Source organism: Flectobacillus roseus (assembly GCF_030056595.1).
GTDB classification, from domain to species: Bacteria; Bacteroidota; Bacteroidia; order Cytophagales; family Spirosomataceae; genus Flectobacillus; species Flectobacillus roseus.
Genome location: NZ_JASHIF010000025.1, coordinates 1 through 22,669, shown reverse-complemented (window position 1 = coordinate 22,669; position 22,669 = coordinate 1). Strand labels below are relative to the sequence as shown.

The 22,669-nt window shown below is 37.2% G+C and carries 23 protein-coding genes; 12 read left to right on the top strand and 11 right to left on the bottom strand.

Going from position 1 to position 22,669, the window contains the following annotated elements:
• Positions 1-417 precede the first annotated feature (417 nt).
• From QM524_RS22625 to fabG, 3 genes are all read left to right on the top strand, one after another.
• Positions 418-777, top strand: a complete 360-nt coding sequence (locus QM524_RS22625) for a DUF6249 domain-containing protein (RefSeq protein ID WP_141234697.1) — start codon at positions 418-420, stop codon at positions 775-777.
• A 244-nt stretch (positions 778-1,021) separates the two neighbouring features.
• Complete coding sequence (locus QM524_RS22620) at positions 1,022-1,630, top strand: porin family protein (RefSeq protein WP_283346358.1); 609 nt, start codon at positions 1,022-1,024, stop codon at positions 1,628-1,630.
• Between the two features lie 209 nt (positions 1,631-1,839).
• Complete coding sequence (gene fabG, locus QM524_RS22615) at positions 1,840-2,577, top strand: 3-oxoacyl-ACP reductase FabG (RefSeq protein WP_166577303.1); 738 nt, start codon at positions 1,840-1,842, stop codon at positions 2,575-2,577.
• A 237-nt stretch (positions 2,578-2,814) separates the two neighbouring features.
• Here the strand turns inward: fabG and QM524_RS22610 are convergent, their stop codons facing one another.
• Entirely contained in the window at positions 2,815-3,612 is a 798-nt protein-coding gene (locus QM524_RS22610) for an alpha/beta hydrolase (RefSeq protein ID WP_166577302.1), read from the bottom strand.
• Between the two features lie 291 nt (positions 3,613-3,903).
• Entirely contained in the window at positions 3,904-5,208 is a 1,305-nt protein-coding gene (gene dacB / locus QM524_RS22605; protein ID WP_283346357.1) for a D-alanyl-D-alanine carboxypeptidase/D-alanyl-D-alanine endopeptidase, read from the bottom strand.
• 235 nt (positions 5,209-5,443) lie between these two features.
• On the opposite strand from dacB, the gene QM524_RS22600 reads away from it, so the two are divergent.
• Both QM524_RS22600 and QM524_RS22595 read left to right on the top strand, forming a co-directional pair.
• A complete protein-coding gene (locus tag QM524_RS22600; RefSeq protein ID WP_283346356.1) occupies positions 5,444-7,363 on the top strand; it encodes a RecQ family ATP-dependent DNA helicase in 1,920 nt (639 codons plus the stop codon).
• Positions 7,364-7,391: 28 nt separating this feature from the next.
• Positions 7,392-7,898, top strand: coding sequence for a hypothetical protein (locus tag QM524_RS22595; RefSeq protein ID WP_283346355.1), 507 nt, complete (start codon positions 7,392-7,394; stop codon positions 7,896-7,898).
• Here the strand turns inward: QM524_RS22595 and QM524_RS22590 are convergent.
• The 3 genes from QM524_RS22590 to QM524_RS22580 all read right to left on the bottom strand — a co-directional run bounded on the left by QM524_RS22590 (position 7,890) and on the right by QM524_RS22580 (position 10,333).
• Positions 7,890-8,411: a hypothetical protein gene (locus QM524_RS22590; RefSeq protein ID WP_283346354.1), complete on the bottom strand. Its 522-nt coding sequence runs from the start codon at positions 8,409-8,411 to the stop codon at positions 7,890-7,892. The genes QM524_RS22595 and QM524_RS22590 overlap by 9 nt on opposite strands.
• A 121-nt stretch (positions 8,412-8,532) precedes the next feature.
• A complete protein-coding gene (locus tag QM524_RS22585) occupies positions 8,533-9,060 on the bottom strand; it encodes an acyl-CoA thioesterase (RefSeq protein WP_283346353.1) in 528 nt (175 codons plus the stop codon).
• A 58-nt stretch (positions 9,061-9,118) separates the two neighbouring features.
• Complete coding sequence (locus QM524_RS22580; protein WP_283346352.1) at positions 9,119-10,333, bottom strand: NADH-quinone oxidoreductase subunit D; 1,215 nt, start codon at positions 10,331-10,333, stop codon at positions 9,119-9,121.
• Between the two features lie 275 nt (positions 10,334-10,608).
• Between QM524_RS22580 and rpmG the strand changes: the two genes are divergently transcribed.
• The 4 genes from rpmG (at position 10,609) to QM524_RS22560 (ending at position 12,659) form a co-directional block, all read left to right on the top strand.
• A complete protein-coding gene (gene rpmG, locus QM524_RS22575) occupies positions 10,609-10,791 on the top strand; it encodes a 50S ribosomal protein L33 (protein WP_095161200.1) in 183 nt (60 codons plus the stop codon).
• Between the two features lie 46 nt (positions 10,792-10,837).
• Complete coding sequence (locus tag QM524_RS22570; protein ID WP_095161199.1) at positions 10,838-10,987, top strand: DUF4295 family protein; 150 nt, start codon at positions 10,838-10,840, stop codon at positions 10,985-10,987.
• 151 nt (positions 10,988-11,138) lie between these two features.
• Positions 11,139-12,116, top strand: coding sequence for a signal recognition particle-docking protein FtsY (gene ftsY / locus QM524_RS22565; protein WP_095161198.1), 978 nt, complete (start codon positions 11,139-11,141; stop codon positions 12,114-12,116).
• 75 nt (positions 12,117-12,191) lie between these two features.
• Complete coding sequence (locus QM524_RS22560) at positions 12,192-12,659, top strand: hypothetical protein (RefSeq protein WP_283346351.1); 468 nt, start codon at positions 12,192-12,194, stop codon at positions 12,657-12,659.
• 95 nt (positions 12,660-12,754) lie between these two features.
• Here the strand turns inward: QM524_RS22560 and QM524_RS22555 are convergent, their stop codons facing one another.
• Entirely contained in the window at positions 12,755-14,440 is a 1,686-nt protein-coding gene (locus QM524_RS22555; RefSeq protein ID WP_283346350.1) for a glutamine--tRNA ligase/YqeY domain fusion protein, read from the bottom strand.
• A 443-nt stretch (positions 14,441-14,883) separates the two neighbouring features.
• Between QM524_RS22555 and QM524_RS22550 the strand changes: the two genes are divergently transcribed.
• Both QM524_RS22550 and QM524_RS22545 read left to right on the top strand, forming a co-directional pair.
• On the top strand, positions 14,884-15,168 hold the full coding sequence (locus QM524_RS22550) for a TIGR03643 family protein (protein ID WP_283346349.1): 285 nt from the start codon (positions 14,884-14,886) through the stop codon (positions 15,166-15,168).
• A gap of 299 nt (positions 15,169-15,467) precedes the next feature.
• A complete protein-coding gene (locus QM524_RS22545) occupies positions 15,468-15,938 on the top strand; it encodes an Lrp/AsnC family transcriptional regulator (protein WP_095161194.1) in 471 nt (156 codons plus the stop codon).
• A 230-nt stretch (positions 15,939-16,168) separates the two neighbouring features.
• Here QM524_RS22545 and bshC read toward each other — a convergent pair whose 3' ends face one another.
• Positions 16,169-17,713 carry a bacillithiol biosynthesis cysteine-adding enzyme BshC gene (gene bshC / locus QM524_RS22540; protein WP_283346348.1) on the bottom strand — a complete coding sequence of 515 codons (1,545 nt, stop codon included), beginning with the start codon at positions 17,711-17,713 and terminating at the stop codon, positions 16,169-16,171.
• Positions 17,714-18,078: 365 nt separating this feature from the next.
• Here bshC and QM524_RS22535 point away from each other — a divergent pair, with 365 nt between their 5' ends.
• The gene (locus tag QM524_RS22535) at positions 18,079-19,116 is read left to right on the top strand and encodes a PorP/SprF family type IX secretion system membrane protein (RefSeq protein WP_095161192.1); all 1,038 of its coding nucleotides are present in this window, start codon (positions 18,079-18,081) and stop codon (positions 19,114-19,116) included.
• A 13-nt stretch (positions 19,117-19,129) separates the two neighbouring features.
• Here QM524_RS22535 and QM524_RS22530 read toward each other — a convergent pair whose 3' ends face one another.
• The 4 genes from QM524_RS22530 to QM524_RS22515 form a co-directional block, all read right to left on the bottom strand.
• Entirely contained in the window at positions 19,130-19,483 is a 354-nt protein-coding gene (locus tag QM524_RS22530) for a hypothetical protein (RefSeq protein WP_310586463.1), read from the bottom strand.
• A 47-nt stretch (positions 19,484-19,530) separates the two neighbouring features.
• A complete protein-coding gene (locus QM524_RS22525; RefSeq protein WP_166549846.1) occupies positions 19,531-19,995 on the bottom strand; it encodes an NADH-quinone oxidoreductase subunit A in 465 nt (154 codons plus the stop codon).
• 79 nt (positions 19,996-20,074) lie between these two features.
• The gene (locus tag QM524_RS22520; protein WP_283346347.1) at positions 20,075-20,695 is read right to left on the bottom strand and encodes a DedA family protein; all 621 of its coding nucleotides are present in this window, start codon (positions 20,693-20,695) and stop codon (positions 20,075-20,077) included.
• Between the two features lie 171 nt (positions 20,696-20,866).
• A complete protein-coding gene (locus QM524_RS22515) occupies positions 20,867-22,519 on the bottom strand; it encodes an amidohydrolase (RefSeq protein WP_283346346.1) in 1,653 nt (550 codons plus the stop codon).
• Positions 22,520-22,669 lie beyond the last annotated feature (150 nt).

Here is a 22,669-nt window from a genome sequence, read left to right as displayed (position 1 = left end):
AATTTTCTCAGAAAAAACAATATTATTTGTAGATTAAATTTTATTTTAAAAGGGATCAGGCACAAGGGAAGAGGGGAGAGTGATGAGTTGTCCTTAGTTTTAGACAAAAAAGTTCTTGATAGTGTCAAACAATTTCGGATTTGGGATTTCTGATTTCGGAAATATTGTCCAATATGAAACAAGAAAGGAGTTTGTAATTCCGAAATCCAACATCCCCAATCCCAAATCTTCCCGAACTCCGCACTCAAAACTCCCCTATTTGCTCTTTAAAATTCAAAAAAAATTCCTCCCCCCTGTAACCTTTCTTCTGAAACCTTCATCCTATAGTCAAATATTCAGCAAACACCGACATAGACGCTAGCAATGAAGGTGACTGAAATGTAAACAGATTTTAACAACTTAAACATTTATAAAGACATGGTTTCAGAAGGATTGGTTGCGCTCTTAATCCCAATCGTGAGTACAGTAGGCTTATTTACGATGATTGTATTTTTAAGAAAATTCGACAACGACGAAAAAATGGCAATGATTGCCAAAGGAATGATGCCTCCAAGCAAGTCTATCAATATTAATCCTGCCAATTCTCTACGTTGGGGTTTAGTGGCTATTGGTGTTGGTCTAGGCTTATTAATTGGACATTTCCTTGAAGCAAATTTGGGCTTCGACGACGAGGTAGCGTATTTCTCTATGATTTTTGTATTTGGTGGAATTGGACTTTTGTTATCATATTTTCTCCAAATGAAGATTAATGAAAAACAAGGACGTAAAGAAGAATAAACGACATACGGACAGATTTTTTTTATTTTTTTTTGAAAAAAATAAAATTTTAGGCCTCTAAACGGTATCAAAATGATTATGAAGGTCTTAGCATTACTTGCTAAGACCTTTTTTGTTGCTCTTTTCGGAGCATTAACAAAACCTTAACAAGTATTAACATTTTGTTATGAGACCTTCGGAACACTTTGCCGTTATAAGTACATATTTATAAAACGCATCTTTCAAGAAATTTAACTTTTCTAATATGAAAAAATTACTTGCTTCCCTAGCTATCGTATTAAGTGTAGTATCGTTTGCTAATGCTCAAAAAATTGCCTTCAAAGGCGGGTTCACTTATTCTGATGCTATCATGTCACCAGAACCTGTTGATATAATCGATGGTAAAGCGGGTTTTCATGCAGGTATTGTATTGCAAGATTTAATGCTTTCTGACAAAATAGGAATTCAACCCGAACTTATTTATTTACAACAAGGCTTCAAGATTGGTAGTGTAGGCTCGATTGGTATGCACTATCTTTCTTTGCCTATTTTATTGAAATTCCCTGTTACCGAAGAACTTTCTTTGTTGGCTGGTCCACAAATAAGCTATTTAACTAATACCAAAATTGGTATTGGAAACGGTTTTTTCTCAGTCAACTACAACGGTCTTTTCAAAGACATTGACTTAGGACTTGCTGGTGGCTTGGAATACAAAGTTTCTGATAAAGTTGCTTTAGGAGGACGTTATGTATTGGGCTTGACCAATGTTAACAAAGATTTCCAAATAGATAGTAACAATAATTTATCTGACTATCTCACCATCAAAAACACCTCTGCTCAAGTATATGTTAGCTTTAGCTTTGGCAAAAACTAAATACCTAGCTTTCTGAATTATAATCCATACTTTGATAAAAACTCTTTCAAACTTCTCTTTCAAACCTCTTTAAATTTCTCAATCCGCAATTCTCTTTATATTTGGCTAGGCCTCTTGTTTTGTAAAACAAGGGGCTTTTTTTCGTAAAAAAAATTAACTACTTTGTCTATCAACTATGAATTTAAGAAGGTACTTAAAACTATTTTACTATGAGATTACAAAATCGTGTTGCTATTATAACGGGTGCCGCTAGAGGTATCGGAAAAGCCGCAGCAGAGGTATTCTGTCGAGAAGGTGCCACCGTAATTATTTGGGACTTATTAGACTTAGGGGAGGAAACTGCTTCAAATCTACGTGCTCAAGGTTATGATTGTGAGTTTATGAAAGTAAGCACAACGGATGTTAGTGGTATTGAATCCGCAACAAAGGAGGTTTTTGAACGTTTTGGAAAAATTGATATTCTCATCAATAATGCTGGTATTACACGCGACAAAACACTGCTAAAAATGTCACACGATGAATGGCAACAGGTCATTGATGTGAATCTTACAGGAGTTTTTAATTGTACCAAAGCCGTAGCGCCTTACATGGTCGAAAAACAATATGGAAGAATTATTTGTACCTCCTCAATCGTGGGAGTACATGGCAATTTTGGTCAAACCAATTATGTTGCAGCCAAAGCGGGGTTGATAGGTATGGTAAAAACGTGGGCAAAAGAATTGGCGAAGCATGGTATCACCTCCAATGCCGTAGCGCCAGGTTTTATCAGAACAGAAATGACAGAAGCTATGCCCGAAGAAGTTCAAAAAGCCATGATTAGTCAAATCCCACTCAAACGTATGGGCGATCCAAAGGATATTGCTTATGCCTATCTATATTTAGCTTCAGAAGAAGCCAGCTTCGTAAATGGTCAAGTATTAGGCGTAAACGGAGGACAAGCCTCTTAGGAGTGATGAGTTTTGAGTTTTGAGTGCGGAGTTGTCCTTGCCTAAAATAGGTTGCCCTGAGTTTTAGACAAAAAAGTACTTGATTGTCAAACAATTTCGGATTTGGGATTGCTGCTTTCGGAAATATTGCAAAATATCTAGAAGAAAGTAGATTACACTTCCGCAATCCAACATCCGAAACCCCCAATCCTCCCTAACTCCTAACTCCTCACTCAAAACTCAAAACTCATCACTCAACTAGTTGTCTTTTGCGAGTCTTTTGAAGAAATCAAAATGCCAACGGATGGCTTTTTGGAAATAGCTTCTATCGTGTTTGCCGGGTTGAGATACATAGGTTGCTCGGATACGTAATTCATCGCAACGTTTTTTGAAAAAATTGGTATTTTCATACTGAGGATCGTCTATTCCACAGTCAAAAATGATTTCTTTTTGAGTACTTACAAACTTACCAATATTGCTCATAATCGATAGGTTACGTAAGGTTTCAAAATCCGTATTGCCCAATAACGTTCTCAAACGAGCATTGTCTACCTCATTTTGCATATCCAAAATACCTGCACAACTCCCTACAGAACGGAATATATCTGGTTTTTTCAAAAATAAATACATTGCGCCAAAACCACCCATACCTACGCCAGTGATAAACACTTGATCAGTATCTATTCGGTATTTTTCCATCATGGTTGTATGTAAGTCTTTGAAGAAAAAATCTTCAAACTTACTAGTCGCTTTCCGAGGGCTATTGATATACCACGAATCATTCAAGCCGTCGGGACAAACAATGACAAACCCATAGGCGTCGGCATATTTTTGTACATTCAGAAAATTACTCCATTGTTTAAAGTTCCCTCCTTGCTCATGTAAAAGATATACCATAGGAAAACGCTTTGTGGCATTTCGAGTATATTCCTTTGGCGTAAACACTAAGGTTGTATCGGCGTAAGGTACATAAATCGGATTGAAATAAAGCGTCTCCTGAGCGAACAGCTTTTGGCTCAAACCTATAACAAGAAAAACAATAAACCATTTTTTCATAGTAGTTAGTCTTTAGAAAGTTTCCTATAAATAGTATATCAGTTATTAGAGCAGTAGGTAAAAGAAGTTATTTGTTAACAGTGTACCCGTTATTGGCTTAGATTACAACTATTTAAACTTTATGATTTTGAGAAAAAAACTTATTTTGAATACCTATGCAAGTCTTACCTCAAATATGACCAGTTCTTATCCAACGATTCCACTTAGCGGGTGAATTTATTCAACCATGACGAGAAAGTTTAAACAAGTTCTTCATTTTAAGTAAGGTAAATATACGAGTCATGAATAGCTTTAATATTGGTAAATTTCTGTTAAAATTTTCACCACTTCTTTACGAATCTCCGACATTGGTTTTACAAAATTGTTATTCATCAAAGAAAAGCATAATACCTTTCCTTGCTTGGTAACCAAATATCCGCTCAGGTTATAATTATTGCTAAAAGAGCCCGATTTGGCGAAAATAAAAGGTTTATCTGTTTTAGGCATCAGCGATTTAAGCGTGCCAGATTGTCCTACGGCTGGAAGAACTTTAAACAATTTTTCCTGCGGCACTTCCTGATATATCTGGCGCAAAACCATCACCAAATCTCTTGGCGTAATCATATTATATCTCGAAAGTCCTGAGCCATCTACCCATGTAATGGCATCGGGCAGTGTATTCAAATAATTAGTTTTAGCTTTTTCTATCCCTTTTTTCACATTTAATTCTCCTGCCAAAATTTGTCCACACATCAGCATCAAATGCTCTGCCATCATATTATCACTTACATGAAGCATTCTGGCAAAAACCGTATCTACAGGCAAGCTCATAAGCGTTTTGGCACTGGAACGTAGCGGGGCATCAATCAGTGTTACGGGTTTTCCTACAACACTGGCTAATAGTTCTGTCGTTAGTTTATTCGATGTTTTGAAGGGTACTTCCTGTTCAAAATTAGCCTTGGGAGCTTTTCCTTGAGGTATTTCAAAAGTGTTATTCGATTCTACACGAGTTACACTAAAATTATTAGGACTTTTGACGCTTACAATTTTATCCTGAAAATAGGCAGGATTTGCTATCAAACTATTCCCATTTGCCTTAAAGCCCACTACATTGCCATGAATTGGTAATGGCGTAATTTCAGAAGCATAATCATCATTATAGTCATCCCATGCCCAACCCGGACCATAGTGTTTCCCTGTAAAGTTATTGGCTGAAAAATAGATTTTTTGCGGACTACTTTTCAAGAAATCTAAAACTTTAGAAGTTGGCATACTTGGACTCAAAAAGCTAGGATCTCCCATGCCCCAAATAATCAAAGAATCGGCATTGGTAACGTATTTTAAAGCAGGTAACGAATCGCCCAAAGTGCGCTGACTTACATAATAGGTTAAGATTTTGGTATTAGAAGCAGGTTGAAAATAACGGTTTCCTTGATAATTAAAAACCTCTTTTTGCTCAGACAAATCATATAAAACAAAACCTGTATGATTTTGTGAAAATGTACTAGACTCGGATAATAACTTTCCTAACTTTTTGCTACTCAACTTGCTAGTCTGACATGCTGTCAAGCTAACGACACATCCTATCACAAATCCTACTATTGAGCGTTTTTTCATTGTTTGTTGTTAAAATAAAATGGAGACAAAAATTTTCGAATTTAATATCCTCCGATATCAGAAATACGATTGGTTAATAACACTTTTTAGAAAGTTTAAATATAAGAAAAAAACAGATACTTCTTTCTGTCTTTGCCACAGTCTTGGATATACGACCGAAACTTGACATTTGGCTACGGTAACTATACTTTTGCTGAAGTTATCCACTATCAACATCTGACACCTGCTTTTACGAATGCAATATCCGATACATCAAATATTACAACAATATTGGGGCTATAGCTCTTTTCGTCCTTTACAAGAAGACATTATTCAGTCAGTCTTGAACGGTAGTGATACCTTGGCATTGTTGCCTACAGGAGGCGGAAAATCTATTTGCTTTCAGGTTCCTGCCATGGCGATGGAAGGCGTATGTTTGGTCATAACGCCATTGATTGCTTTGATGCAAGACCAAGTAGCGCAATTGCGCCGAAGAGGTATTTCGGCGGTGGCGATATATGCTGGGATGCACCGAAATCAAATAGATATTGCTCTGGATAACTGTATTTATGGCGATGTAAAGTTTTTGTATATTTCCCCTGAAAGGCTTCAGACTTCGCTTTTTCTCGAAAGAGTAAAAGCCATGAAGTTATGCTTATTAGCTATTGACGAAGCGCACTGTATTTCGCAATGGGGCTATGATTTTAGACCTCCTTATATGAAAATAGCGGAATTTCGACAGTTATTCCCTACACTTCGTACGATTGCCTTGACTGCCACGGCAACAAAAGAAGTCAAAACCGATATTTTGGCGAAACTCGCCATGCAAAACCCTCAGGTGTTTCAGCAGAGTTTTGCCAGAGCTAATTTGTCCTATTCTACGCTTTATGAAGAAAACAAAATAGCACGTCTGGTAGCTATGCTCCAAAAAGTGGCAGGAACGGCCATCGTATATGTCCGTAATCGTCGGAAAACGCAAGAGGTAGCTCAATTTCTTCAAAAATCTGATATATCTGCAACCTTTTATCATGCAGGAATCAATGCGCAAGAACGTAGTCAAAGGCAAGAACAATGGATTAAAAATCAGGTTCGTGTGATGGTGGCGACCAATGCCTTCGGCATGGGAATTGACAAACCAGATGTACGATTGGTAGTTCATTTAGACTTACCCGAAACACTCGAAGCCTATTATCAGGAAGCTGGTCGTGCGGGACGAGATGGTCAAAAAGCCTTTGCGACGGTGTTGTATGATCAAGTAGATATTCAAAATTTAGAAGTAAATACTGCGCAGAAATATCCTCCTATCCCGTTGATAAGAAGGGTATATCAATGTTTGGGTAATTACTTTCAATTGGCAGTAGGCGCTGGCGAATTTGCTTGCTACGATTTGGACTTATCGACCTTCCAACAACGATTTGATTTGCCTTCACCTGACACTTATTTTGCCCTAAAAATTTTAGAAAACCAAGGATTTATTACGCTCTCTGAAGCGGTTCCCCATCCTTCTCGTATTACTTTTTCGGTAGATAATCGTCAATTATATGATTTTCAATTACGGAATCCGAAATATGATACTTTTGTAAAATTACTCTTACGAATGTACGGAGGAGAGCTTTTTACAGGTTATCTTAATATATCGGAGGCAACCATTTCAAAAGTGTTTTCGGCTCCTCAAGCTGAGGTAGAATTACTTTTATCTAATCTTGAAAAGTTTGAAATTATTCAGTACGACAAACATAAGGATAAACCTCAACTCACATTTTTGACAGGTCGATATGATGCACAACAATTGCCTTTGCAAGTTCAGGATATTGAACAACGACGTGTGTATGATGTGCAAAAAGCCCTAGCTGTAAAACATTATATCGAGCACCCAAAACGCTGTAGAACGCAACTGCTTTTGGAATATTTCGACGAGCATACCAATGAAACTTGCGGTGTTTGTGATTTTTGTATTAAGAAAAAACGAGAAGAAGGGACTTATCAGCAAGAGCTTCAATACAAGTTTCAAACACAGGAAAAGGTGAAAGCCTTGTTGAGCAATGGCAGCATGTCGCCTGAGTTGTTGCTCAAAATCATGCAGCCCAACAATGCTGATTTTTTTAAAGCAATTGTACGAGAAATGATAGAAAATCAGCAAATTAGAGTAGATTCAGAAGGAAATTTATCAGTATAGTTTTTCTTTTCCCTTTACCAATAAACCCATGACCTTACAACAACTATTTGACAGTATTAGTCAAAATCCTTATTCGCTTTTGTATTATTTACTACTTGTTCCTGCTGTCACTTTTTTGATAGGATTGTGGCAAACGAATCCAGTCAACGAATCTTCGGTTCTGGTTCGATATAGCTATATGGTATTGGCTTATATGATTGGTATCCCAGGGATATTTGCCTTGACTTTAGATGTTTATCTCTTTTTGTTCGAACGTCAAAGCATTTGGCAAATGAACCTCATTATTCAGATTTTACCCATTGTTTCTATGGCTATCACGCTGATGCTCATCAAGTGGAAAATTCCTTTTGAGGCGGTTCCTGAGCTTGGTAGATTATCAGGCTTTATGACTATACTCACCGCTATGATAGGAATATTATGGTTTGTAGACCGACTACGAATTTATGCCATTACCTACGTTCCATTTCAGTATATCATAGTCGGATTTATTGTACTGCTATTGGCAATTCGCTATGGTTGGAAAAAACTATTCTAAACGCTGTTGTTTCTTCAATTCGTTGTATTTCGACTTTAGTGTGTAAAATTTAATCACATAAACAATCAACAAAAAAGCTACAACTACCGATATCGACAGGGTAAAAGTCTTTTCCTCTTCTACTGATTCCAAAATAGTATGGTTTTCTTTTGACCATCCTTTGTGACGTTCAGACAGTTCGCTGAGCTCCCGATTTTTTTCACGAAGCTCATTATTCTGCTGAATCAAATCATTATATTGTTCTGTAAAATCTGATTTTGATTTTTCGCTAAGATTATTCAGCTCGTCTAAAATCTCATTGTCCTTCGCCATAATCTCCTTCAAAGCCTCGATTGAGCTTTGCATATCATCTTTGGTACGATTCCCAAAAATCCCTGAAGATTGACTTTCTGACTCCTTGAATTTACTATACAAAACCTGTCGCTCTTCAGTGAGCGATTTCAAGCGGTCTTGGGCGATACCTTTCACCACAAAAGTCAACAATGCAATAAATAAGAAAGCGATTTTTTTCATAATTCAATTAAGCGTTTTTTAGCAAAAGGAATTATTTTAATTGGTATTATTTCAGCAATCTAGAAAGGCAACAACACTTTTGAATTTTCTGTAAAAGTTTAATGCACAAATCATGCTTTAACTACACAAACTTCCCTTCCTTCAGCTCTTGTTTAATCACCTTAATGCGTGCATTGAATGACGTGTGTTCAAAATCTATTCCATCAAGACATACTTTATCAAAAAACTCCATCACCTCTGGTGGATGAGGCGTTTTCTTGCCAGTACGTACATCAATATATTTTGAAGTTGTCCACAAAACAGCCTTCAATACTTGCAAGTGTTCATCTGTCATGACATATTCTGTCACTAAAGTATCTTCATTGAAATAGATAGTCGATGAAATAATCGTTACCCATTCACTCACTCTAGCCGACGAAACATAGCCTATTTGGTGATTGTAAACGACCCAAGAAGTATGATTATTTTCGAAATAGTCATTGTAATCAAAATTATACACCTCAGCGACATGGTCCTCACGAGCGTTGAAGAAATAATCGAAATATTTAGCATTGTTAAGATGCTTCAATGGATCACAATCTTGAAAACGGATAAGTGATTTCGAATGCAACTTTTTAGGATATTCTTTATTAGGATCTAATTTAAACATTGATGTTTGTTCTCTGCCTTGGCAGAAATATTAAATATTTGTTGAGAAATTATCAAAACTATCGGTCGACTTCACCCATCACCAAATCTACAGAACCAACAATAGCCACTAAGTCTGCTAGCATAGCGCCACGACTAATTTCGGGTACTACCGATAAATTATGAAACGAACACGCTCTTGCTTTTACTCGCAATGGCACATCCGAACGACCGTCTGTTCTGAAGAAAAAGCCTAATTCACCTTTTGGATTTTCGGCTCTAAAATATAAATCCATTGCTTGAGGGCGTACTTTTTTAGGAAGCATCGCTTGTGGATTAAAATCACGAGTACGTTTGTGATCGCCCATCAACTGTACAAGGCATTGCTCGATAATCTTGATTGATTCATCACATTCTAATACTCTCACAAAATTTCTATCCCAGCAGTCTCCCACAGTACCCATTTCCCCCTTCCCTACTGGTATGTCAAAATCGAGTTCAGGATAAACAGAATAACCATCGACACGACGGAGGTCAAATTTTAAGCCCGAACCACGAAGCACAGGCCCTGTACAACCGTAGTTAATAGCCAAGTCCAGAGGTAAAATACCAATATTAGCCGTACGTTGCACAAAGATTTTGTTTTCAATAATCAACTCACGAATCTCAACCATTTTGGGCTTGAGGTAATTGATAAACTCCAAACAACGCTCTTCAAAACCAACAGGTAAATCATAAAACAAACCTCCAATCCAAATGTAGTTGTAAAGCATACGAGCACCACATAGCCATTCGAGTAAACGCTGAATATGCTCGCGGTCGCGCATGAGCCACAAAAACGAAGTATATGCCCCAATATCTAAGCCATACGTGCCTATGGCAACAAAATGCGATGCCAAACGATTGAGTTCGGCTACCAGTACACGGATATATTCAATACGTTTGGGAAGTTTACCCTCCAAATCAAGCATTTTCTCTACTCCCATCACATAGGCATGCTCAGAATTCATCGCTGCCAGATAATCCAAACGGTCGATATAGGGAATAGTCTGTCCAAAAGCTAAAGATTCAGCATGTTTCTCAAAGCATCTGTGCAGATAACCCAAGTGAGGAACTACATCCACAATCAGCTCACCATCAGAGATTACCTCTAAACGCAAAACACCGTGAGTCGAAGGGTGTTGAGGCCCAAGCGACAAAATCATTTCTTCCGACTTGAGTTTCGAGGAATTATACTTATTGGGGTCTGAACGCTTAAAATGCTCAGGGTCGTATTGGTATTGGATTTGCTTCATGCCGTAAAATTCGTAAATTTTATCTTAGATAAAGAACAGCGGAGAAGCAAATTTAGTCCCCAAACGTCAAATTTTCTCTTATTTTCTGAAAAAACGCCTTGAAAGCATAAGTTTTTTCAAAAACATATTTGTCTAAAACTCAAACATTTACTACCTTTGCAGTCCTATTTGGGAAATATATATTCGTTCGGACTTATCAGCAAGTTGTAATTTTCTGATAATCAAACGAATAAAAAATATTTGTAAGATACAGAAAATTCATAAAGCATAACACAATGGCTAAGAAAGGCAATAGAATCCAAGTGATTTTAGAATGTACTGAGCAAAAAGCTTCAGGCGTTCCAGGGATGTCTCGTTACATCACTACAAAAAACCGTAAAAACACTACTGCTCGTATTGAGTTGAAGAAATACAACTCTTTCTTGAAAAAAGTAACTGTTCACAAAGAAATCAAGTAATTCACTCGGTTATCGTAACAGATAACTGTTAACTCATCATAATAACATGGCAAAGAAGGTAGTTGCAACCCTTAAAAAAGAAGGTGGTGTAAAATACGCTAAAGTTATCAAAGCTGTTAAAACAGCTACTGGTGCTTACTCTTTCAAAGAAGAAATCGTTCTTCAAGAAGATGTTCAAGCTGCTCTTAAAGCTTAATATTCAGCCCCTTTATTAAGATTTTTAGGAAAAGTCCCTTTATCGGGACTTTTTTTGTTTTACTTTTGCCTTACGTTTTCAAAAGTCTTCTGAATGTCTTTTTGTAGATAACTTTCAGACTTTTAACGAGTAACCAAAAAAATAACAACAAATGGGTTTATTCGATTTTTTTAAAAAGAAAGAAACACTCAATACTGAAGAGAAAGAATCACTCGACAAAGGACTCGAAAAAACCAAAGAAGGACTTTTTTCGAAACTTAGTCGTGCTATCGTCGGCAAATCAAAAGTCGATGATGAGGTATTAGATGAATTAGAAGAAATCTTAATCTCTTCGGATGTCGGCGTCGAAACTACTGTTAAAATCATTCGTCGTATCGAAGAGCGTGTTGCTCGTGATAAATTCGTAAGCACAAGCGAACTTGACGAAATTCTTCGTGAGGAAATCGCAGAGCTATTGGCTCAAAACAAATCTGAAGATATTACTGATGCCTTCAAAAAATCTGATATCAAGCCTTATGTAATCATGGTAGTGGGTGTCAATGGCGTAGGTAAAACAACGACTATTGGTAAACTTGCTTCTCAATTCCACAAAGCTGGCAATAAGGTTATATTAGGTGCAGGTGATACTTTCCGTGCTGCTGCGGTTGATCAGCTCAAACTTTGGGGACAGCGCGTAGGTATTCCAGTAATCGATCACGGCATGAATACCGACCCTGCTTCAGTAGCATTTGATGCTGTAAAACAAGCCGTTGAACAGCAAGCCGATGTGGTAATTATCGATACAGCAGGTCGATTACACAACAAAGTAAACTTGATGAATGAATTGGCTAAAATCAAGCGTGTTGTTCAGAAGTTCTTGCCAGAGGCTCCTCATGAAGTGCTTTTGGTATTGGATGGTTCGACTGGACAAAATGCCTTTATCCAAGCGCAAGAGTTTACGAAGGCTACCGATGTAACAGCTTTGGCTATCACAAAGTTGGATGGTACGGCCAAAGGTGGTGTAGTAATTGGTATCTCAGATCAGTTCAAAATTCCAGTGAAGTATATTGGCGTAGGAGAGAAAATTGAAGACTTACAAGTCTTCAACAAAAAGGAATTTGTGAACTCACTTTTCAAGCGTAAAGCATAAAATATCTTTATTATCGATACGTTTACATCCTAAATAATGCACGGTCATTGTTTAGGATGTTTTCTTTGTATAGCTATGATAAAAACCTTTTTCTTTGGACTATTTGCCATATTATCAACAATGGCTTGTACGCATAAATCCACATCATCTTCAAAAGTTATCCACAATCAGAACAGGGTGTGTGGAAAAGTCACTTGGGTAGCTGGCAATCAGATGCCATCGCCTGACCGACCGCCTCGTGTTCCAAAAGGGATTCAAAGAGAAGTACTAATCTACGAACTTACCAATCTCAAACAAGTAACACAGGCAAATGGCTTTTACTCAAATATCCAAAGCAAGCTGATTACCAGCATTTTATCAGATAAAAACGGGAATTTTTGCTTAGCATTACCCGAAGGAAAGTATTCTATAATGGTACGTGAAGAGGGTAAAGGTTTGTGGGCAAATATCTTTGATGGAGAGGAAAACATATTTCCTTTTGAGGTAAAAAAAGAAAAAAACGAGCCAATCAACTTTGTGGTTAACTATCAGGCAGCCTATTAATAACAACAAAAAAGTGTGGATAAGTGAGTTATTAACACCACTTATCCACACTTTTTTGTGAATAATTATCAAATTATTCTTTGGCAAAATTAAAATTATTTATTTTTTTCTTTTGCCCAAGCATCTTTCAAACCAACAGTTCTATTGAAAACTAATTTATCTCCAGTAGAATCTTTGTCTAAACAATAATACCCTTTACGGATAAATTGATAGTTCTTTCCTAACACAGCTTCTTTTAGGCTTGGCTCCACTAATACATGATCCAAGATCGTTAATGAATCTGGATTGATAAATTTCTTGAAGTCGTCTCCTACTTGAGAAGCGTCTTCCAAAATCAACAAACGGTCGTAAACTCGCACTTCTGCTGGTACTGCATGTTGTGCAGATACCCAGTGAATGGTTCCTTTTACATGAATACCAGAGGTATCCGACCCCGAGCGACTTTCAGGAATATAGGTACAATGGATTTCGGTAATGTTTCCGAATTCGTCTTTAACAAAATCTTCACATTTTACAATGTAAGCTCCTTTCAAACGAACCATCAAACCAGGTCCCAAACGGAAGAATTTCTTCGGAGGAACTTCCATAAAGTCTTCACGCTCGATATATACCTCACGACTAAATGGTACATCACGATGACCACTGTTGATATCTTCTGGGTTATTTTCTACTTTTAAAGTTTCTACTTGTCCTTCAGGATAATTAGTAATCACTAATTTCACTGGATCAAGTACTGCCATTACACGTGTCGCAATTTTATTCAAATCCTCGCGCACACAGAATTCCAATACCCCTACATCGATAAGGTTATCGCGTTTTGCCACCCCAATTTTATCACAGAAGTTACGAATTGAAGCAGGTGTAAATCCACGACGACGCAAGCCTGAGATAGTCGGCATACGAGGGTCATCCCATCCTGATACAATATTTTCTTTTACCAACTGCAACAAACGTCTTTTACTCATTACCGTATGTGTAAGGTTCAAACGAGCAAATTCGTATTGATGCGATGGGAAAGTATCTAATTTTTCGATAAACCAATCATACAACGGACGGTGTACGTCAAACTCCAACGTACAAATCGAGTGAGTAATTTTCTCAATCGAATCCGACTGCCCATGAGCAAAGTCATACATTGGATATATACACCATTTATCGCCAGTGCGGTGGTGTTTTGCCTTTTTGATACGGTACATCAAAGGGTCACGCATGTGCATGTTAGGATGCGCCATATCTACCTTGGCACGAAGCACTTTTGCACCATCCTCAAATTCACCGTTTTTCATACGTTCAAACAAGTCGAGATTTTCCTCAACTGAGCGATAACGATATGGGCTTTCCTCACCAGGAATATTAGGGTTTCCTTTTTGAGTAGCAATTTGTTCCGATGTTTGGTCATCTACATACGCCAATCCCTTTTTGATTAGCTGTACTGCAAGTTCATATAACTGGTCGAAGTAGTCAGAAGCATATAGCTCATTTTCCCAATCAAAACCTAACCAACGCACATCAGCTTTGATAGATTCTACGTACTCTGTATCTTCTGTTACAGGGTTGGTATCATCAAAGCGAAGGTTTGTTTTTCCACCAAATTTGTCAGCTAACCCAAAGTTCAAGCAAATAGATTTGGCATGACCAATGTGCAAATAACCGTTAGGCTCGGGAGGGAAACGAGTGTGTACACGACCACCATTTTTTCCTGATGTAATATCTTCCTCAACGATTTGTTCGAGAAAATTAGCGGGAATTCGCTCTTGTGATTTTTCTTTTTCTTCTGTCATAATACCAAATAATCAAAACGTTGATAGCTCCAGAGAACTACCTATTTTTAGTAAGAATACCGTGTAATTTTAGTTGATGGTTATACGTGCTAGCATCAAGCGATAGGTAAGATTGGAAATATACAATTTGGGAATAATCCACAACCTACCAATCTCTGTCTTTGTAAGTTTTTTGTTTACGTACATTTTCGCACCGAATCCGTTTTTGAAATCAGTGACAAATCATTCTGAAAGGAATAAATATCTCATTGAATAGATTTGTATTAAATACGAATTTACACATTTTTATGAAATGGGAGAAACAAAAATCACATTCCTCGAATAATCCTGTCGAGTGATGAATTCCTTCCAACAATTCTGCCTGTAAGAAGTTATGAATGATATGCTCAAACGCCAATGCGTTTCGGCAAGTCATTTATGCGTTTTTTAACATTATCAATTTCATGAAAAAAGTCATATTAAGCGAACAAGAGATAGACCGTATTATTGAGATGGCATGGGAGGACCGCACGCCTTTTGATGCCATTTTGGAACAATTTGGACTAAAGGAACAAGAAGTAATAGAATTGATGCGAAAAGAGATGAAACGTTCTTCTTGGAAAATGTGGAGAGAGCGAGTACAAGGTCGAGCTACCAAACATCGTATCAAAAGTACAATTTTAAAAGGACGCTTTAAATGCGATTTACAAAGAAGTATCTCAATGAACAAAATTTCTAAAAGAAAGTAATTTTATGAGCTAGATTGCGTTTAACTGACTCTATATCAAATACACTCATTTCGTTTGAGCAAAATATTATAGGTTTTTCGATAAGATAATACCGTTTAATAAAAATTTTATTTTACAAAATTCCTTTTCTGTAAAATTTCTTAGAAATTTACTAGAAAGTCTGTAACTTTGCTTTCTATTTCTTAACCTTACTAAGAAACAGACTCAAGTCAGAAGTAAAAGATTTTGAACGACTTAGATTGTGTCGTCAAACAATCTAGTAAAAATTCAAAATCTATCCATACTAAACTCCTAATAAGATGAGTGCAATTAAGCTAGACCAGATAGACCATAAGGTTCTGGAAATTCTTCAACAGAACGCAAAGATTACAAACGCCCAGCTTTCAAAAGAAATTGGCCTTTCGCCAGCGCCTACCCTCGAACGTGTAAAAAAATTAGAAACTTCTGGTATCATTCAGAGCTACCATGCTCAATTGAATAGAGATAAAGTAGGTTTGGGAGTTACAACTTTTGTTACAGTTTCATTGACTGGTCACAAAAAGCAAGTTACTGAATCATTCGTACACCAAATCAATGATATTCCAGAGGTTATCGAATGTCATCACGTTACAGGTTCTGGTGACTTTTTATTGAAAATTATTGCTAAAGATATCTCTTCATACCAAAAGTTGATGCTTGAAAAAATCAACGAGATTGAAGAAGTTGCTGGCACACAAACGATGGTTATTCTTTCTACTTTCAAAGAAAGTAAGGTATTACCAATCCCTTGAAAAACTTCATCATAACAATCATGTAAAAGCGCGAGCCCTTCGAGAAAGGCTCGCGCTTTTTGTTACTATACGCTTTAGATGTTAAGCAAAAATGTAATAATAATTCTGTAAGAAACACTACCATTGTTTTTAATTACAGCTTATTGTAGGTAAACTTGATTTAATTTTGCCTGCTTACGCAAGGACAAATTAACACTCAAAACTCATCACTCACAACTCAGCACTTATACTTACTCAACTATGGTATAATAGCTAAAATCGAGGGCATCGAAAGTGTTGAGCAATGTTGAGATAAATTCAGTATTGTTGAGCGAGAAATTCATTAGGTTTTCCACACGTTCTTGTGATCCACCATTCGGGAAAAGTTTGTGCTTAAGTCCCAACAATTGATTTACTTCTGTTTCTTGATTGCGCTCCTCCGCTTTTTTCAAGCGTTTTTCCAAATGGTCAAGACTATTCAATAGTTTCTGTTGCTCTCCTTTTACGGCTCCCTCCAAAGTTTTATCGATTTTGATAGCCTTGGCAAGTATTTCTTCAAAAATGGCTGAAAAGGTTTTTCCTTCTTCTGCCAAACTCAAAGAGTTTTCTGAATGCTTCTCGACAAAGTTTTTACGTAGCGTTACTTCATCATGGTATAACTCTTCGATAGACAAATCTAGTTTTTCCATCTTTTTAGCAGAGGCCTTATTGACAACCAAAGCAAAATTGCGTGGCATTAAGATTGGAAATGTGACGCCATAATGATCAAAAGCACCTTTCAGTTGTAACCAATATGGCACTTCAGATGGACCGCCGATATAGGCTAGATTTGGTAAAATAACCTCTTCATATACAGGACGCAATACCACGTTAGGACTAAAATGTTCTGGTTGCGATTCGAGTAAGGCAAGTATCTCTTCTTCAGAAAACTGAAGCTCAGTATTCAATACTTTATAGACACCTTCTTCTTTTACGATACGCTCACGAACACCGTTGGACAAATAGAAGAAGTTGATTTCGCGAGGGGCAATTTGGGTTTTATATCCCAAATTTTCGAGGGCACTAGAGGTAGCCTGTACTTTGGCAAAAGCCGAATGATTTAATAAATCATCTTTGATAATTGGCAAGAACAAAGTTTTTAACTGGCGGTCATCTGCATCAATACAAATCAATCCTTCTGCTCCAAATAACTCATGAATATAACATCGCACGGCATCGCTCAAGGTTTCTTTTTCGAGATATGCATTTTTAAATACCTCTGGGCAATCCGCAAACTCACTGATTAACGTTTCAAGCTCTTTAGGATTCATTCTTCCTACGGCTCCCTTTTGTTCGGTATTCCATTCGTATTTTTTACCAAACAAAGAAAAATGATTGATTTCTGCAAAATCATGATCCTCGGTAGCCATCCAATATACAGGTACAAAGTTGTAGTCAGGATATGCTTTTCTCAATGATTTAGCCAAATTGATCACCGTAATCATCTTATAAACCACATATAATGGTCCAGTAAAAATATTCAACTGGTGCCCTGTGGTAACGGTAAAGGTATTGGGTTGAGCAAGAATATCAAGATCTGGCTGAATTGTTAGGTTTTGGTATTGTCGCTTTAGTACCTCTACAAGTACCTTTCTGTTTTCGTCAGAAAATGATTTTTGTTCTATCTGCTTGGCAAAACCCTCCAAATTAGGGAAGTTACCAGAATACTCGGTCAAAGCCGAAGCTTGGTCCATATAATCAAGAAAGAGCGCTGAAAATTGGTTGGTTTGTCTTAAAGGTAGTCTATGTACTTGCATAATGAGCGATGCCCCGTCGGGCTTTTCTATAAATATCTTCTAATGGTTGATTGAATGGAGTATTGTCTTGGATAGAAAACAAAACCTAACTTCATACTAACGCAAGGTTAGTGGAGTTCGTTCTTTTAAAGTTTGATGTTTTTCTGAACACCACCAAATTATCGACCAATAACATCCTAAAAACCTTGAAATGAATTATTTCAGTCCTGATTCATCTCCAAATATTAAGTATATTTGTATAGAACTTGTTGAAAAACCGCCCTCTTCAAGCCGACTGCTCACAGCATAATAGATATCCTCAAAAGAGGAATAGGCACAAAATTTGCTTGTTTTTTCCTTACGCTAATACATACGCAATCCTCGTCATGCAAAAATTTATACTTTTTTTAGTAGCAAGTTTATTTTGCTATCGCCTAAGTGCCCAACAAAACCCTCAATACAGTCAATATATGATGAATACCTATCTAATCAACCCCGCAGTGGTAGGTATTGAAGATTATACCGATATAAAAGTCGGCTATCGCAATCAGTGGACAAATTTTGAAGGAGCACCCACAACATACTACCTAACGGCACACTTTGCCTTAGATAAGCCCGACCGTACCAGTACGGGTCCAACGCCTTATATTAGCAAAACGATTCGTCGCCCTATTACCCCTTCGCGTCAGTACAGTGGTAAGCCACGAGTACCAGGGCATCAGGGTGTAGGCATTTCGCTCATATCTGATAACATGGGACCTAGTTCACAAGTAAGCCTTTTGGGAAGTTACGCTTATCATATTCCTGTTACAGGACATTCAAAATTAGCCATTGGAGCATCGGGTGGTGTGACGCAATATACGCTAGACTTTTCGAATTTGCAGGTAAAAGTAAATCCAGATCCTGCGATTATGGGAGGTGGTAAAATTACAGCAATTCAGCCTACCATCAATGTAGGGGCATGGTATTACTCGATGAACTATTATATTGGGGTATCTGCCAATCAACTTCTTTTTGAAAACTATAACCTCAAACCCACAGGCGATAACTCATCTACTTATTCGTGGGTTGGTAGTGTTTATCCTCACTATTTCCTTTCGGCTGGTTATAGATTTGACGCTACTGATTACTGGACGGTAATGCCTTCGGTATTAGTCAAAAAAGTAAATTTGGCACCTGTGACGTATGATGTGAATCTAAAAGCTATGTATGACAATCGTTTTTGGATTGGTGCCTCTTATCGAAACAAAGACGCTTTTGTAGGTTTGGTAGGTTTTAATATTAGCTCTCTTCTCAATATTGGCTATTCTTATGACTTCACGTTGTCTGACATCAATCAACGCTCTAGGGGCTCTCATGAGATTGTGATCGGAGTTATGCTAAACAATAGACATAAAATCCTCTGTCCACAAAATTTGTGGTAATAAAATGGCTTGCTTAATATCGTAAAAAGGCAAGCCATTTTCTTTTTGTCAAATATTGTAAATTTTCATCTTCTTGGTAAGCCTCTCTTTCAAATATGATTTGATGATATGCCTTATTATGAGGCATTCCTTTCAAACGATTTATACCATAATTAATCAGATACCACAGATAAAAAAAGACAATTCCCAATTCGATTTGCTGGCGTAAGTGAATCCTTTCATGATTGACTAATATTTTCGAGGGATTGCTTTTTTGAACTAATATAAAAGGAAACAGTGCCATACCTGCTACCTGCAGATATGGCACTGTTAACAATATATAACCTTGTCGCAAATGAAAACCTATATGTATTTTGGGTAAAGCCATTAATCAAACCAATAGAAGAATTTACACCAAATACTTGCCTCTAAGACCTAAGAATATTTTTTATTGATAGCCTCATACTTGCTTACTGGTACTGGCGATTTAAACTGTGGTTCTTGCACCTCTGGGCGCACCCAATCCAAATGTCCCTTTATCCACGCATAGGCTAATCCGAGAATTAAAATACCTACAAAAATAAACATTTCGGCCATTGAAAACCATCCCCAAAGGCCGTCTGTAGAATTGTTTAGTGTTTCATTTCCAAAAACTGTGGCCCATGGAAACAAGAAAACTAATTCTAAATCAAATAGTACAAACAACAATGCAATTACATAAAAGCGAATGTTAAAACGGACGTTGGCATTACCATCGGGTTCTTCTCCTGACTCGTAAGTGGTCAACTTCTCAACATTCGGGCGATTGGGTCTCAATAGTTTGGCAACAAAAAGAATTACCGCCGTAAAGACAATCGCAGTGATAATAAACAATAATATATACCCAAATTCACTTAGCATCGTATAACAAATTAGAAAAGCAACTGAAAGATATTAGGAGTAAAAAATGACACCTGAAAGCAGAAAGCTCACGACTCTTTTACGACTTATTCCTAATATTAAAATAACCTTTGACCACAGTAAAAGTCGTAATGACCAAGAAGAAAAGGATTACATAATGAACATAGTTGATAATCCAAGGAAACTTGATACCAAACCAATAACCACCTCCTACTAACGAGACTACCCAAACGGCTCCACCAACAATATTGAGGAAAAGATATTTAGGATAATTCATTTTACTTATACCCGCCAAAATCGGTGCAAAGGTACGGATATATGGCAAGAAACGACTGATAATTAGCGCTTGGCTTCCATATTTTTCGAAAAAATCCTGCGTAGCGTCTAGGTGTTTTCTTTTAAAATACCAAGTATCAGGTCTGTTTTCAAGAGTTGTACCAAAGTATCGCCCAAATAAAAACCCTGTTAAAGATCCTATTACTGCCGCCAAAAACAAATATAATATCACAGTAGTAATAGGGTAAAGTAATAGTTTACTACCTACAAAAATTCCAGTCAAAAATAGAAGGTAGTCGCCCGGTAGAAAGAAAGCAAAGAAAAGCCCATTTTCAGCATATACCACAAAGGTGATGGCAAACAAACCTGCATTAATTATCTCTTTTGAATCAGAGAGATATTTTATTATTTGAGTTATATCCATGGATAATTTTTACAACAAGCCAACACAACACTTAAAATCCAGTTTCTGCTATCGATCATTTATTCCGATAGCCCCGACAAATTAGACTTATTTTTACAATTTTTCGTTGTGTATGGATTAAAACTTCATTAGGAAATTTTCAATCCATGCTCTAGTTTTTATGTTCGAGGTTTACTTTCTTTCAAAAACAATTTTCCCATCAAAAATAGTCATTAATACCTGTACATTTTTTATTTTTTCAGGTTGAATTGTTAAAATATCCTCTGAAAGTACCACCATATCAGCCAGTTTACCAACTTCGATACTTCCCTTTACATTTTCCTCAAAAGCCGCATACGCATTATTGATAGTATAAGCTTTGATGGCATCTTGCACAGATATTTTCTGTTTCGGTATCCAACCCATCGGGTTAGCGCCATCCACTGTTTGACGAGTTACAGCAGCATATATCCCCAAAATAGCATTAAGCGGCGCCACCGACCAATCCGAGCCCATACAGAGTTTTACACCAGCTTCCAAAAACGATTTGTAAGGGTGAGTATAATTTACTCGATCTCCGATACGCTTAGCAGCCCAAACGCCATCATCGATACAGTGATAAGGTTGAACAGAAGCAATAACACCCAATTTGGCAAAAGCTTGAATATCTTCAAATCTCACATGCTGTGCGTGCTCGATACGGAAACGACGATCCCATTTGGGATTTTCCTGTGTGATTTTTTCAAAAAGTTTTAACATCAAATAATTGGCCGAATCCCCAATAGCATGAATAGAAAGCTGTAAATGGTTTTTGTCAGCATCTACTGCCCATTTGGTCAAGCTTCCATTAATAATAATATCCGAAGCCAAACCCTTGGTATTGGGGTTTTGTGTGTAAGGCTTAAACATCAATGCCGTACTCGACCCTAAAGAGCCATCAGCATAAGCCTTCAACGAACCCAATTTGATTTTATCAGAGCCAAATCCTACTTGAATACCCGTATTTACCAAGTTTTGATAAGTACTAATGGGAAGTCTTGTATAAAAACGACACGTAAGTTTACCCGCCTTTTCCAAGTCTTGATAAGCAATCAAATCTGGTTGAAACGTAATATCATGAACCGAAGTAATACCGTTTTCTCGTGCTTCTTGAAGTGCTCTTTCTACAAATTTGATTTTTTGCGCTGCATTGGCCGCTGGAATAATTTTATAAATCAAAGGCATTGCGGCGTCTTTCAAAACACCTGTGGGTTCGCCAGTCTTGGGGTCTTTGACAATTTCACCACCATCTGGCGAAGGAGTATCTTTGGTAATCCCAGCCAACGCTAAGGCCTTTGAATTGGCTAATCCCATGTGCCCATCAAAACGGTCAACAAAAATGGGGGTATCTTGCGAAAAATCATCAATCATTTCCTTGGTGGGCAATTCTTTCACTTCCCAAGATTCATGATCCCAATTTCCAGAAGTTATCCACTCTCCACGGTGGTTATCCACATACTTTTTTAAAATACCTTTAAATTCCGCTATCGTTTTTGCACCTCTCAAGTCTACTCCCAACAGATACATTCCTCCATCAGCAAAATGCGTGTGATTGTCGATAAGCCCAGGAAGCATTAGTTTTCCTTTCAAGTCCACCATCTTGGTTCGACTATCTGACCATACAGCACGAGCCTCGGGGGTTGAGCCTACAAATAGTATTTTACCATTTTCGACCACTACCGCTTCTGCAACTGAGCTTTTGGCATCAACTGTATATACTTTGCCATTATAAAAACAGGTTTTTTGCGCCTGCGAGAGCATCGTCCCTAATAGGATAAAAATCAACGAGAGTAATGTTTTTTTCATATAATAGTAGTAAAGGTTTGTTGACTTTGAATACTCTACCCAGCTTTTTTTAAGTAGATATATTTTTTTGATAATGAGACATTTGCATTTTTATCCATCTTAAAAAGCTGAATATTCTATTCTCAATAGCTGTATCTGTCAGTATTATTT

Excerpts from the sequence above, each read along its gene's own strand:
- QM524_RS22625 (WP_141234697.1), top strand. The coding sequence starts at position 418 with ATGGTTTCAGAAGGATTGGTTGCGCTCTTAATCCCAATCGTGAGTACA.
- QM524_RS22620 (WP_283346358.1), top strand. The coding sequence starts at position 1,022 with ATGAAAAAATTACTTGCTTCCCTAGCTATCGTATTAAGTGTAGTATCG.
- fabG (WP_166577303.1), top strand. The coding sequence starts at position 1,840 with ATGAGATTACAAAATCGTGTTGCTATTATAACGGGTGCCGCTAGAGGT.
- QM524_RS22610 (WP_166577302.1), bottom strand. The coding sequence starts at position 3,612 with ATGAAAAAATGGTTTATTGTTTTTCTTGTTATAGGTTTGAGCCAAAAG.
- dacB (WP_283346357.1), bottom strand. The coding sequence starts at position 5,208 with ATGAAAAAACGCTCAATAGTAGGATTTGTGATAGGATGTGTCGTTAGC.
- QM524_RS22600 (WP_283346356.1), top strand. The coding sequence starts at position 5,444 with ATGCAATATCCGATACATCAAATATTACAACAATATTGGGGCTATAGC.
- QM524_RS22595 (WP_283346355.1), top strand. The coding sequence starts at position 7,392 with ATGACCTTACAACAACTATTTGACAGTATTAGTCAAAATCCTTATTCG.
- QM524_RS22590 (WP_283346354.1), bottom strand. The coding sequence starts at position 8,411 with ATGAAAAAAATCGCTTTCTTATTTATTGCATTGTTGACTTTTGTGGTG.
- QM524_RS22585 (WP_283346353.1), bottom strand. The coding sequence starts at position 9,060 with ATGTTTAAATTAGATCCTAATAAAGAATATCCTAAAAAGTTGCATTCG.
- QM524_RS22580 (WP_283346352.1), bottom strand. The coding sequence starts at position 10,333 with ATGAAGCAAATCCAATACCAATACGACCCTGAGCATTTTAAGCGTTCA.
- rpmG (WP_095161200.1), top strand. The coding sequence starts at position 10,609 with ATGGCTAAGAAAGGCAATAGAATCCAAGTGATTTTAGAATGTACTGAG.
- QM524_RS22570 (WP_095161199.1), top strand. The coding sequence starts at position 10,838 with ATGGCAAAGAAGGTAGTTGCAACCCTTAAAAAAGAAGGTGGTGTAAAA.
- ftsY (WP_095161198.1), top strand. The coding sequence starts at position 11,139 with ATGGGTTTATTCGATTTTTTTAAAAAGAAAGAAACACTCAATACTGAA.
- QM524_RS22560 (WP_283346351.1), top strand. The coding sequence starts at position 12,192 with ATGATAAAAACCTTTTTCTTTGGACTATTTGCCATATTATCAACAATG.
- QM524_RS22555 (WP_283346350.1), bottom strand. The coding sequence starts at position 14,440 with ATGACAGAAGAAAAAGAAAAATCACAAGAGCGAATTCCCGCTAATTTT.
- QM524_RS22550 (WP_283346349.1), top strand. The coding sequence starts at position 14,884 with ATGAAAAAAGTCATATTAAGCGAACAAGAGATAGACCGTATTATTGAG.
- QM524_RS22545 (WP_095161194.1), top strand. The coding sequence starts at position 15,468 with ATGAGTGCAATTAAGCTAGACCAGATAGACCATAAGGTTCTGGAAATT.
- bshC (WP_283346348.1), bottom strand. The coding sequence starts at position 17,713 with ATGCAAGTACATAGACTACCTTTAAGACAAACCAACCAATTTTCAGCG.
- QM524_RS22535 (WP_095161192.1), top strand. The coding sequence starts at position 18,079 with ATGCAAAAATTTATACTTTTTTTAGTAGCAAGTTTATTTTGCTATCGC.
- QM524_RS22530 (WP_310586463.1), bottom strand. The coding sequence starts at position 19,483 with ATGGCTTTACCCAAAATACATATAGGTTTTCATTTGCGACAAGGTTAT.
- QM524_RS22525 (WP_166549846.1), bottom strand. The coding sequence starts at position 19,995 with ATGCTAAGTGAATTTGGGTATATATTATTGTTTATTATCACTGCGATT.
- QM524_RS22520 (WP_283346347.1), bottom strand. The coding sequence starts at position 20,695 with ATGGATATAACTCAAATAATAAAATATCTCTCTGATTCAAAAGAGATA.
- QM524_RS22515 (WP_283346346.1), bottom strand. The coding sequence starts at position 22,519 with ATGAAAAAAACATTACTCTCGTTGATTTTTATCCTATTAGGGACGATG.